At 42.6% G+C, this 12379-nt stretch carries 12 protein-coding genes and 1 other RNA gene; all 13 read left to right on the top strand.

Translation table 11 applies throughout. The features are described from left to right. Positions 1 to 118 precede the first annotated feature (118 nt). Complete coding sequence (locus O3798_RS00225) at positions 119 to 571, top strand: low molecular weight protein-tyrosine-phosphatase (protein ID WP_263090157.1); 453 nt, start codon at positions 119 to 121, stop codon at positions 569 to 571. A gap of 1 nt (position 572) precedes the next feature. After that, the gene (locus O3798_RS00220) at positions 573 to 1694 is read left to right on the top strand and encodes an AI-2E family transporter (protein ID WP_371462386.1); all 1122 of its coding nucleotides are present in this window, start codon (positions 573 to 575) and stop codon (positions 1692 to 1694) included. After that, on the top strand, positions 1681 to 2976 hold the full coding sequence (locus O3798_RS00215) for a hypothetical protein (RefSeq protein WP_371462384.1): 1296 nt from the start codon (positions 1681 to 1683) through the stop codon (positions 2974 to 2976). Before O3798_RS00220 ends, O3798_RS00215 begins: the two co-directional genes overlap by 14 nt. 4 nt (positions 2977 to 2980) lie before the next feature. Then, entirely contained in the window at positions 2981 to 3475 is a 495-nt protein-coding gene (tadA, locus tag O3798_RS00210) for a tRNA adenosine(34) deaminase TadA (protein WP_371445411.1), read from the top strand. A 122-nt stretch (positions 3476 to 3597) separates the two neighbouring features. Continuing rightward, positions 3598 to 3864, top strand: coding sequence for a SemiSWEET family transporter (locus O3798_RS00205; protein ID WP_048782409.1), 267 nt, complete (start codon positions 3598 to 3600; stop codon positions 3862 to 3864). A gap of 218 nt (positions 3865 to 4082) precedes the next feature. Further along, positions 4083 to 4628 (top strand): DUF6609 family protein, encoded by a 546-nt coding sequence (locus O3798_RS00200; RefSeq protein WP_371462382.1) that lies wholly within the window; start codon positions 4083 to 4085, stop codon positions 4626 to 4628. A 214-nt stretch (positions 4629 to 4842) separates the two neighbouring features. After that, a complete protein-coding gene (locus O3798_RS00195; protein WP_371462380.1) occupies positions 4843 to 5073 on the top strand; it encodes a hypothetical protein in 231 nt (76 codons plus the stop codon). Between the two features lie 305 nt (positions 5074 to 5378). Then, the gene (locus O3798_RS00190; RefSeq protein WP_371462378.1) at positions 5379 to 6194 is read left to right on the top strand and encodes a hypothetical protein; all 816 of its coding nucleotides are present in this window, start codon (positions 5379 to 5381) and stop codon (positions 6192 to 6194) included. Between the two features lie 721 nt (positions 6195 to 6915). Next, positions 6916 to 7015, top strand: an RNA gene (ffs, locus tag O3798_RS00185) — signal recognition particle sRNA small type. 69 nt (positions 7016 to 7084) lie between these two features. Next, complete coding sequence (locus O3798_RS00180) at positions 7085 to 9229, top strand: UvrD-helicase domain-containing protein (RefSeq protein WP_371462376.1); 2145 nt, start codon at positions 7085 to 7087, stop codon at positions 9227 to 9229. Positions 9230 to 9291: 62 nt separating this feature from the next. Continuing rightward, positions 9292 to 11016 carry a DNA polymerase III subunit gamma/tau gene (dnaX, locus tag O3798_RS00175; RefSeq protein ID WP_371462374.1) on the top strand — a complete coding sequence of 575 codons (1725 nt, stop codon included), beginning with the start codon at positions 9292 to 9294 and terminating at the stop codon, positions 11014 to 11016. A 17-nt stretch (positions 11017 to 11033) separates the two neighbouring features. Beyond that, the gene (locus tag O3798_RS00170) at positions 11034 to 11351 is read left to right on the top strand and encodes a YbaB/EbfC family nucleoid-associated protein (RefSeq protein WP_048713938.1); all 318 of its coding nucleotides are present in this window, start codon (positions 11034 to 11036) and stop codon (positions 11349 to 11351) included. A gap of 18 nt (positions 11352 to 11369) precedes the next feature. Beyond that, positions 11370 to 11966: a recombination mediator RecR gene (gene recR / locus O3798_RS00165; RefSeq protein WP_371462373.1), complete on the top strand. Its 597-nt coding sequence runs from the start codon at positions 11370 to 11372 to the stop codon at positions 11964 to 11966. Positions 11967 to 12379 lie beyond the last annotated feature (413 nt).

Raw genomic sequence — 12379 nt, 5'->3', positions numbered from 1 at the left:
GATATTTTAGAAAATTTAGTTCGTTCGAGTAAGCTATAACACCACACAGACATTTTTTTGCGAAGGGGGTGGCTCGTATGTTATAGTGAAGGGAAAGAATGGAAAGCGAGGGACGGTCATGAAGGTTGTGTTCGTCTGCCTGGGCAACATTTGTCGTTCGCCGATGGCAGAAGCTGTATTTAGAAAAATGGTTCATGAAGAAGGATTGGAAGATAAAATTACGATTGATTCCGCTGCGACAAGTACGTGGGAGCATGGGAATCCGGTGCATCACGGCACTCGGAAGAAACTCGAGGAGCACGGCATTTCCGCAAAAGGGCTTGTGTCACGGACGTTGGATGCGACGGACCTGGACGCAGACTACATTCTTGGAATGGATGCGTCGAATGTGCGTAATATTCACGCTTTTGTCGATGGAAAATCGGATGCGACGGTGGCTCGCTTGTTAGAAGTGGCAGGAGTGCCGCGCGATATTGCCGATCCGTGGTATACAGGAGACTTTGACGCGACGTACCGTGATGTGATATTGGGATGCAATGCGCTCTTAGAACAATTAAAAAAGGAATTATAGTATGGATAAGATTAGAAAAGATTGGGCAGTGATGATTGCTCTGGCGGCTGTTTCGTTACTTGTCGTCTTGAATTTTAGCGCCATCCTCACATGGATTTCCGAATTTATTGGGATGATGTTCCCGCTTATTTTAGGGATGATTTTGGCATTTGTTTTAAACGTGCCAATGAAGCGAATTGAACAAGTGTTGGAGAAGATAAACTTCCCGCAAAAGCTGCGTAGAAGTGTCGCAATCCTGAGCATTATTGTGATTCTGCTTCTGATTATTTCGCTGTTGATTTGGATTATTGCGCCGATGATTGCTAAAACCGTGTCACAACTGGGCGATAGTGTAAATCACTTACTATTCGTGGTTGCGGATTTTGTACAACATTCAAAATTAATGCAATCCAGTGAAGTGAGTCAGATTACCGACTCACTAAGTCAAAGCAATATCGTATCGTCTGTCATTACATTCCTTGGCGGATTTACAACGAATATTTCAGGGCTCTTCTCAAATGTGTTCTCTGTAATTGTGGGGATTTTCTTCATGATTAATATTCTCGCAAGTAAGGAAATGCTCGCACGTTTAACGCTTCGCATTCTTAATGTGGTCTTGCCAAAAGATAAAATCGAGCACATTACTTATGTTGGGGAAGTCATCGTGGATACGTATGACCGTTTCTTGATGAGTCAAATCATCGAGGCGGGAATCGTTGGGGTTATGATTTTTGCTGGATACTCTCTTGTAGGGTTGCCATATGCAGGACTTGTTGGGGTGCTGTCCGGAGTACTCTCATTCATTCCGTATATCGGGCCGTTTATGGCGTGCGGAATTGGAATGCTTTTCACCTTTACAGAAAGCCCAATTCAAGCACTCATTTCACTTGTCGTCTTTATGATCGTTCAAATAGTGGAAGGAAATGTCGTCTATCCGATGGTTGTCGGAAGTTCAGTAGGATTACCAACCGTTCTGACCCTTGCTGCGGCGTTAATCGGTGGAAATCTCTTTGGTTTAGTAGGAATGATTTTCTTCATACCAATTTTTGCCGTGATTTACCGTTTCGTGAAAGAATGGGTGGAGAAACATGAACAAGCTGCTTCAGTGGTAGCTGTAGGAGGTATTATTGATGAAGAAAATTAGTGAACTAGGGATTACAGGGAAAAAGCTCCTAATTGAAGGGATTGCATTCCTTATTGCTGGGGTGTTGCTCCTAATCTACGGACCAAGCTTCCCAGAATTGATGTTACGTCTGTTTTTAACATTCTTATGGGCTCGTGAACTATGGAATTTCTTGTTCCGTTGGTTTAGTAAGGCGGCGGCAAAAGATCCATTATGGCTGAATGTTGCTAAATTTTTCCTTTACGGATTTTTAGCAGGAAATCAATTTTTTATCTCGCTTCCGATTGCGATTGTCAGTATCTTGATGGGGCTCAATGAAGTGATGAACGCGGGAATTAGTGGTGTGACGTACTATATTTATGTCAAAGACGGCATCCGTCCGCGATTCCGCTTGCTTATTGATACCATTTGGCTTTCAGTTGTCGGGATAGCCACTTTAATTGCGATTGGGGGCGACGGCAACTTGCAAATGTTCTTCCTTGCGCTTTATTTCATCGGGCTTGGGATTACCAATATTCGAGACGGCTGGTTCTTTGAGGCCGAAGTTGGAAAGAAAGTCCTTCGCAGACGCTTGCGTCGAGGGATGCCGCTCGTGTTTGCTGCACTGATCCCTCGCGTAACCTTGCAGAAAATCAATGATGCGTTGGAACTTGGAGAAGGCGAAACGGCTTCAGAAATTTACGACCGTTCTAAAGAAAATGCCGAACCAAACTTAGAAATGTTTATTCACGTCACAAAAGACGGATTTGGGGCAATCGGGCATGTCGACCTGTGTTACAAGGGACGCATTATTTCATTCGGAAACTACGATACGAATTCAGAGCGACTCTTTGGAGCGATGGGGGATGGGGTTCTTTTTAGTGCCGACCGTGAAAAATACATTGAATTTTGTAAACGCGAAAACCATAAGACCTTACTGGGATATGGTCTCGCCTTGTCTCCGGAACAACTCGCAGCTGTCGATAAGGAAATCGCCAAACTGATGTCGCTGACAGTGCCTTGGGATCCGCCGCAAATGGTGAAACCGAAGCGTCCTGGAATCGACAAAGAAGAACCGATGTATGCCTACAAGCTCAAACAAGAAGCAGATGCACTCTTGTATAAATTTACCTCTTCAAAATTCAAGACGTATTTTGTCATGAGTACTAACTGCGTATTGCTAGCAGACACAATTGTCGGAACAGCAGGAACCGATATTTTAAGCGCCCGAGGATTTATTTCCCCAGGGACGTATCAAGATTACTTAGATAAGGAGTTTGAGAGACCGCACAGTCTAGTCGTGACCAAGCGCGTCTATCAGTAAGAACATGGAACTTCAGGAAAAAGAATTCTTTATGAGGGAAGCGTTGAAGGAAGCACAGAAAGCCTACGACCAAGCGGAAGTGCCAATCGGGGCGGTTGTCGTACTGAACGGTGAAATCATCGGTCGTGGACATAACTTACGCGAAAAAGAACAAGACGCCACCCTTCACGCTGAAATCAAAGCGATTCGCCAAGCAAACCAGCACCTTGGAAGCTGGCGACTCGAAGACTGCGAACTCTTCGTCACGCTGGAACCTTGTCCGATGTGTAGCGGAGCGATGATTCTCGCGCGTCTCAAAAAGGTGACATTCGGCGCTTTTGACCCGAAAGCTGGGACAGCAGGCACCTTTATGAATCTGCTTCAAGACGAGCGGTTCAACCATCAAGTCGAAGTCGAGCAAGGCATCTTGGAAGACGAATGCAAAGAGATTTTGCAGACCTTCTTCAAAGGCCTCCGCGAACGCAATAAACAACGAAAACAAGCACAGCTTTCCGAATAGGGGCTGTGCTTTTTAATATTCTTAACACAAACTTATACTTGTAAACGGTTATCTACTCTTGAAAAACATTTTCTTTTTATATATTATTTTACATAGTTCGAAAAAGGAATGGAGCAGATAGTATGAAATTATCAGAAAAACAAACACAAGTCTTAGGTTGGATCGCAACATGTATGTCTGTGGCGATGTATGTAGCTTATATTCCGCAAATTATGAATAACTTAGCCGGAAACAAAGGAGACTTCATTCAACCACTCGTTGCCGCATTGAACTGCTCATTATGGGTGTACTATGGACTCTTCAAGCCAGACCGTGATATCCCGCTAGCAGCTGCAAACGCACCAGGAATCTTCTTCGGTCTAGCATCTGCTTTAACAGCATTATTATAATAATGACAAGCACAGCTTCGATTGCGAGGCTGTGCTTTTTTGATTTCTACGGAACACGTTACTGCTATTATAGAATCCGCAGTTCCTTCAAAATCGATACAATTATGACTTTAGAAATGCAAAGCGACGACAAAAGTGTAACGGATTGAAATCCGATATTTACAGGAGTAGAATAGAGGATGTCGTTAAAAGTTTCAAAGTTAACTGGAGGAATACGTATGTCATTTTTAGGTTATAACAAAGGAGAAACATTAGAATTCAACTACAAAAAGGCGTGTGGCTTATGGCTCATCGCAGTCGCATTCGTGATTGCACTTGCGACAGTTGTCGGTGGAGAACAAATCATTAATATGCAGGTCTTCAGTATCGGCTATATGGTGAGCTTCTTTTCTATCAATCTAAATAAAAAAGTCCTTCATAAGTTTTCGGATGGTACTTCAACACCTTTCCAACGAAAAGTGTCCTTATACTCAGTAATTCTTTTATTTATCTTATTAGTGTTATTAGGTGGCCCATTCTTCGAAACAGAAAACTGGAGACTCATTTGGTTAGGCGCGCTCCTTGCAACAGGAATTCATTTCTTCCCGTACTACTTCGTTCATGGGAAATCAATGATTTTCCTAGGATTGGCATGCGTGATCAATGCAGCGGTCGGATACCTTTCTCCTCAAAGCTCTCTCGTGACTATCGCCTATATCGATGCCTTTATTAAATTAGCCTTTGGACTTTACCTATTCTTCTTATCTAAACCATCCAAAGCATAAATTATTTTAGAGAACAAACAGCAAATCAATTTGGTTTGCTGTTTTTTTAATGGTTGATTTCTGCGGAACTTTGCGGATTTCTTCATAGATAGCAGTCCTTCGAAATCAATCCAACCATGACTTTAGTAATCCAAAGCAATGACAAAAGTGTCTATTGTACAACTCCTTAAAGTGGTTTAATAAAGACAAGCAAAACAGTTAAGGAGCGATTCACATGAAAATCAAAATCAAAATCAAAAAGCAAGACACAAAGCAGCTTACAAAAGACCTAATGATTGTAGCGCTTATCGTCAATGCATTAGCCCTTGTCCTACACCTGGTTTTAAACCTGTTTACAGGCCCATTATTGATCCCTATACTCACAAGCAATTTTATCTTTATCCTTCTCCCAATCATGTACCTAGCAGAGGAAGCTAAGAAAAATAAAGAAGCTCGCAACCGGTAAGCATAAGCGAACATTACTTAGTTACTTTGTTTGAAGATTATAATTTCAAGCAAAGTCAACGAATCCATAAAGGGTTTGGACAATGTTCTGACACACTTGAAAGCATATTTGAGTAACACTCCGTAACTCTACTTGAGTGTTTACACAAAATTATTGACAGTATTCTAAATTCATTAAGTAATATAAATTTTATTTGCTATAATAAAGTAAATCATATCGTAAAATTGGATAATTTATTTCAAAGAAGTACACACTAAGTGGAAATTAGGATATTTATCCATTATTTATGAGCAAGGAGACAACACATGGGCATTATTAAAAATATTCATAATTTTTTTCTTAAAAAAACCTCTTCTCCCTTCCCACATCAACAACCTTATTTAATATTTGGAAAAGAATTAAAGGAGATGGATAGTCCCTTATTTGATGATGTACTACCTTGGGCTGGTGAACTAATACCTGGAACTAAACTAACTATTTCTGACTTAATATTCCTCTGGGTTATAAGTAGATTTGGGAGTGACTTTAATTCTTATCCAATTCATCTTTCAAGAAACTATGGTATTACTTCTCCAATAGATAGCGTAAAAAAACTAATTAATTTACAATTAGTTAGTGAGGATTTTATTGTTACAAAACTTGGTACTGACACAATTAATAAACATCGTAATTATATTGAACTACATAAAAACGGATGGACAACAGATGAAGAAAAGCAATGTAATCGTGAAAGACATAATCAATTTTTGAAAGAATACTCTGAGTGGCTTGTACAAACAGGTGAATACGAACAAGGAATACTTATAAAGAACAATCTAGAAATCAATAAAAAGAGAGATGAGTGTTACCAAATATTTCAAAAAGGAGAAGAGTTAAGTAAAAAAAAGAAATACGATGATTCTAATAAGCTTCTCTTGCCTTTATTAGAAAACAATTATGTGGATTTTCATGCTCCTCTTTATGAAAGAATTGCTAAGAACTATCGTGGATTGAAAGATTATAAAAAAGAGATAGATATCTGCCAAACATTCTTAAAAAATATTCAACCTCTCTATGGTGGTGATATGTGGATTAATGTATTTACAAAACGTATTGAATATGCAAATAATAAAATGAAATAAAATATTGCCCAACGGTAGTGTAAAATAGGTTGTGTAAACACAAAAAGGAATAAATCCGTTATAGTAGAGTTGCGAAACATTAGATACGCTGCAAAGAATTGTACCAAAAAAGTAGAGCAAATTCGTGAGTAAAACATGAAAAATAAAGAAGATCGCAACCAGTAAGCACAAGCGAACATCTTAGATAGTTTTTCCTTCGGGAGAGACTATCTTTTTTAGTGTCTCTTTTGCCATCCCTCGGCACGTATTCACTTTAGAAAACAAAGCAGATTCTCTTGAAAAAGAAACATCACATAGAGAAGCACGAAACCCCATCGTTGGCGGTAGGGAGCAGACATATACTCTCTTCACGTTGATTTCGGAGAATCTTGCGGATTCTATAGTAGCAGTAACGTGTTACGCATTAAATGCGAATTAGGAGGTGTAGGAATTCATTCCGTACACCTCCTTTGAGGCTTTAAAGGCGAGAGACTCAAAGAGGCTCGAACCGGTGCAACGTTACAGCTACTATGAAGAAATCCGCAAGCATTCGAAGAAATCAACACCCGAAAGGGTGGCCTTAAAAAAGAGAAAATAACTGTGGAGCACCCCTCTAATTCCTACCACCAACCCCCATGGGATAGCCCCATCCGCACTCTCTATGTGGAGCGGTTTGGTTTATTTCTTTTTCAAGCAAAATCTGCTTGCTTTTCGAGGAGAAGTTTTGTATAATAGTACGTGCCGTTAGGCCGTATGGCAATAGCGAACTTATGAATCGAGTCAGGTCCGGAAGGAAGCAGCTATAAGTAACGTTCGCTATGTGCTGTATGTACATAGAAGAAGAATCAGGCTGGACCAACGGTTCAGCCTGTTTTTATGAAAAGAGTATCCAGTGGAGGGAGAATAGTCGCATGAAAAATCAGAGTTTCCAAGAAGAAGTGCAGCACTTAGAAATCGTGCAAGACTTAATGGAACAAAAAGTGGCGATCGAGAAAAACCGATTGCAAGAACGCGACCTGGATATCGCTAGACAAGATACCATTCAGTATGGAGTGCAACAATTAGAAAACCAATTGGAATCTCCATACTTTGGAAGAATTGACGTTCAATTTGAAAAAGACGAGAGAGTTGAGAAGATGTACATCGGACCTGCAACTTTCTTTGACGAAGACGACAATGTGCAAGTGTATGACTGGCGAGCTCCAATCGCAAGCCTATTTTACGAAGGAACATTAGGAGAGCTTCAATACGAAACACCAAATGGCTTCGAGAAAGCTCAGGCCTTCTTAAAACGCGATATCGTCATCCGTAAGGGTGAATTAAAATCTGTTTATGACATTGAAAATGAAGAATCATTATTGATGGATGCCTTAAGCGCACCAACAAACCGTGACGGACACCTAGAAGGAATCACGGCGACGATTCAAAAAGAACAAAATGAAATTATTCGTTTAAATCCAAAAGACTGGTTCATCGTGAATGGATGTGCCGGAAGTGGGAAGACAACGATTTTACTACAACGCATTGCGTACTTGATGTACCAAGCAAAAGACAAGCGTATGAGCGATATGCTCCTGTTGTCGCGTAACCAATTATTTGCAAAATACGTTTCACACGTAATTCCAAGCTTAACGGGAAGTGAGTTGTACCAACAAACATTAGCGCAACATACCATCGAGCTTTATCGCAAAATGTATTTGCATAAAACAACGGCGCTAAGCCAAGTCCCAACGCGCAAAGTGTATTTAACAGACAGCGAGTGGATTGCGCTTGTACACCGCAATATAGAAGGCTTATCGGCGAAAGATTTACCATACCGTGCCATCGGGATTAAAGGACAAGCCGTATTTACGATGAAAGACTATCAAAAACTCGTCGAAAGCGTGAATACAGCACTGCCGTTGCAACAACAATTAACGCAAATGCAAACCGTGCTCGAGCGTACGTTGAAACGCCGTCTCACGAAGTTCTTTATGTCTGAAAAGGCAAAAGCGGTCTATGAATCAATGAACGCGATGCAAATCGAAGTGTTGATGAAAGACGTGGAGACAAAGAGCGAGACAGAGTACTACCAAGCGCTTGGACAAAAAGTGTTCGAGAAGGAAGTACAAGAGGTAACGCAACAAGTGGAAATGTTCGCATTCGTGGATATTGCCGCTCTTGTGGTGAAATGGATGCCCGAAGCCAAAATTCGTCGCCAAGAACTTGGTAAGACGGACAACGCGCCACTTCCATTGAAGAAGATTGAAGGCAGCCGCATGCAAGTCACTGCAGAAGGAATCCGTCTGTTGCAATATGTCGCAACACGCGTGACGCCAGTTCGTGACTATACAGGCTTCAGCCACCTCTTCATCGACGAAGTGCAAGACGTGTCACTCTTATGGCTTGGAACATTATCCAACTATTATTTCCGTGCGAAATTCACAGTAGTGGGAGATACCTTCCAATCGTTCTCAACGGCTACAACGATTTTCACATTGGAAAAACGACACCCAGAACTCGTGGACTTGATTTTTGCAAACCGCACGTTAACGCACCGCAACTTAGCGATTAGTTACCGTTGTACGGCGCAAATTTCACGTTTTGCAAACGGGATTTTAAACTGGCCGCTGGATAAAAATGTGTTCCCACGTTCAGGAGCAGAAGTAGCGGTATACTTAGAGCAAGAAGGCCAAGAAATGGCGCGCTTAAACACGTTACTAGAAGAAAGTCCAAAAGGCTACCATACGACAGCGATTCTTTGCCGTACGATGGACGAAGCCAAAGCGTTGTACCAACAGCTCGACCAAGATGACATTGCGCTTCTGGAAGATAGCAGCGAGTCGCTGGGCAGCCGCTTCGTGTTAACGACGATTCAAGTGGCCAAAGGGATGGAGTTCGACGAAGTCATCATTTGGAACGCGACAGACGAAGCGTACCATACGATGAAAGAACAAATGATGTTGTACACCACATGTACACGTGCAAAACACCAGCTCTCACTCATCACTCGAGCAGGCAAAGAGAGCCGCTTTATCAAGAATTCGAAAGCACCGATGAAACGAATTTGGCAGTAGAATTTTTAGCAAATCTATACTAGAATAGAACTGTAAAATTTTGAAAAAGGCAGGGAAGTAAAATGGCTTATCAAGCATTATATCGAAAATGGCGTCCTCAAACGTTCGATGATATGGTCGGGCAAAGTGCGGTCACGCATACATTGAAGAACGCGATTAGCAATCACAAAACGAGTCATGCTTACTTATTTACAGGACCTCGTGGGACAGGGAAAACGAGTGCCGCGAAGGTGTTTGCAAAGGCCATTAACTGTCCAAATCAAACAAACGGCGAGCCATGTAACGAATGTGAGATCTGTAAAGGCATCACGAACGGAACGATTGGCGATGTCATCGAAATCGATGCTGCCAGCAACAATGGTGTCGAAGAAATCCGTGATATTCGTGACAAGGCGCGTTATGCACCAACGCAAGCCGAATACAAAATTTATATTATCGACGAAGTGCATATGCTCTCAACAGGAGCCTTCAACGCACTGTTAAAAACCTTAGAAGAACCGCCTCAAAAGGTCATCTTCATTCTCGCAACAACGGAACCGCATAAGATTCCAGCGACGATTATTTCGCGTACGCAACGTTTTGACTTTAGACGCATTACGTCGCAAGAAATTATCGACCGCTTGGCGTATATTCTAGACCAAGAAGGAATCGAATACGAACCGGATGCCTTAAGCGTGGTGGCAAGATGTGCCAACGGAGGAATGCGTGACGCCTTGAGTCTGCTCGACCAGATGATTTCATTTGGCGACGGCAAGGTGACGCTAGACGAAGCGATTCAAGTGTCGGGAAGTCTGACAGACGACTTGATGATTGATTTCGTGAAAGACTTACAAGAAACAAAGGCTGAAGAAGCCCTTGAAAAATTACAACAGCTCTTCAAAATCGGGAAAGAAGCCAGCCGTTTAGTAGAAGAATGGTTGGAATTTGCTAGAGACCTCCTCATCGCGAAACAAAGTGGCGAGGCAATCGGTCGTAGCGAGCGATTCCTTCAGTTCAAAGACGAAGTGGAACCAGAATTCTTATACCGCTTTGTAGAGGCGTTAAACCAAACGCAACAAGAAATGCGCTTCACGACAAAACCAACGATTTCGCTGGAAGTGTTGACGATTAAAATGGCGCAACCATACACATTGACGCCAAGAACAAGTTCTGGTGCACCCGCAATGCCAAGTAGCGAAGAAGTGCAACAACTGCAACAACAAATCGCGCAAATGCAGCAGCAAATGAACGCGTTGTTGCAAGGCGGCGCTCCTCAAGTTCAACAAGCACCAAAAACGCAGGCGCCAAGACCAACGCGTGCGGCCTTTAAGCCAAACACGATGGCCATCCAAAAAATCTTGACGGAAGCGACTCGCGAAGACTTGTTGAAGGTACGCGACTTGTGGGGCGACTTACTCAGTTGCTTGAACCCGCAAGAACAAGCGCTGTTGAGCCAATCAACGGTGAATGCGGCGGGGCCAAATGGATTCGTCCTCGGATTTGCGTACGACCACTTGTGTGACATTTCAGAAACAAGACCAGGATTCCGTGAGGTCATCCAAGAACATCTGGAACGCCTTGGTGGCTACAGTGGGACGTTCGTGGCAGTAACACAACATCAATGGCCACAAATTCGTGCGGATTTCTTACAAGAACGCAAGAAGAACCAAGAAGAGGAAGCTGTTTCCATCGTGACGGAAGAACCGGCCGTGGAAGATTCCCTCACACCAGAAGAACAAGCATTTGAACAAAAAGTAAACGACACGATTGAACTCTTCGGGGAAGACATCGTGCAAATCGAAGAATAGATACGGAGGAATTAAATATGCGTGGAATGGGAAATATGCAAGGCATGATGAAACAAATGCAAAAATTGCAAAAACAAATGGCGCAAGCTCAAGAAGAGTTAAACCAAACAGAATACACAGGAACTTCTCAAAGTGATTTAGTAAAAGTGACTGTGAACGGGAAACGCCAAGTCTTAAACGTGGAAATCAAACCAGAAGCGGTGGATCCAGATGATGTAGAATTATTACAAGACTTAGTGTTAATGGCGACAAATGATGCGTTAACGCAAGCAGAAAAAGCCAACGACCAAACAATGGGTCAGTTCACGAAAGGATTAAACATCCCAGGATTTTAATCGATTGGAGGTTTGAGCATGCATTATCCAGAACCGATTGCACGATTGATGGATAGCTTTATGAAGCTGCCGGGAATTGGTGCGAAGACGGCTGCACGACTTGCCTTCTTCTGCATGGATATGCGTGAAGAAGACGTCTTAAATTTTGCGAATTCGCTCATCAGCTGCAAGCGTGACCTGCATATGTGTTCCGTTTGTGGAAATGTGACGCAAGAAGATCCGTGCGAAATTTGTTCGGATACTACGCGTGACCGTACGAAGATTCTTGTGGTGGAAGATGCCCGAGATGTGATGAGTATGGAGCGGATGAAGGAATATAAAGGGCTCTATCATGTGCTTCACGGGGTGTTGTCTCCGATGGAAGGGACGGGGCCGGATGATATTAATATTACGTCGTTGATTACGAGGTTGCAGGATCCGGAAGTCCAAGAGGTTATCATCGCGACTAATGCGACAGCGGAAGGCGAAGCGACTGCCATGTACTTGTCACGTCTTATTAAGCCAGCTGGCATTAAAGTAACGCGTCTGGCTCATGGGCTAGCGGTCGGAAGCGACATCGAATACGCAGACGAAATGACTCTCTTCCGTGCCATCGAAGGACGAAGAGAATTGTAATAAAATCTATTGATTCAATGAAAATGAAAGTTAAGACGTTGTCTTAAATCGCCCTCTGGGGACATCTTCATAGTGATGATAGTAAAGGCACCGGATTGAGCCTAGGTCTCAATCCTACCAAGCCTCAAAGAGCCACAGGAGAATAAATTCTCTTGTGGCTCTATTTCGCATTGGTTGCTTTCTCTTTACTATTCACACTATAGAGTCCCCGAGGGCTTTTTTAAGCCAACGAGACGCTTTGAATCAATAGATTTTATTTTTTGCTTCAACAGCACGGGAGAGAGTGCGTTTCGATGTGTGCGGAGCTAGGGATGAGCAGGGGGTTACTCTCTGAGGCTTATGAGGTGACAGGTCATGGCGGTGCTTGCCTTCCGGTCTTGGAAAGGAAACAATGCGAATGTCTTAAATCGCCC

Source organism: Granulicatella sp. 20925_1_45 (assembly GCF_041433555.1).
Lineage (GTDB): Bacteria > Bacillota > Bacilli > Lactobacillales > Aerococcaceae > Granulicatella.
This window is presented reverse-complemented; position numbering and strand designations above follow the sequence as displayed.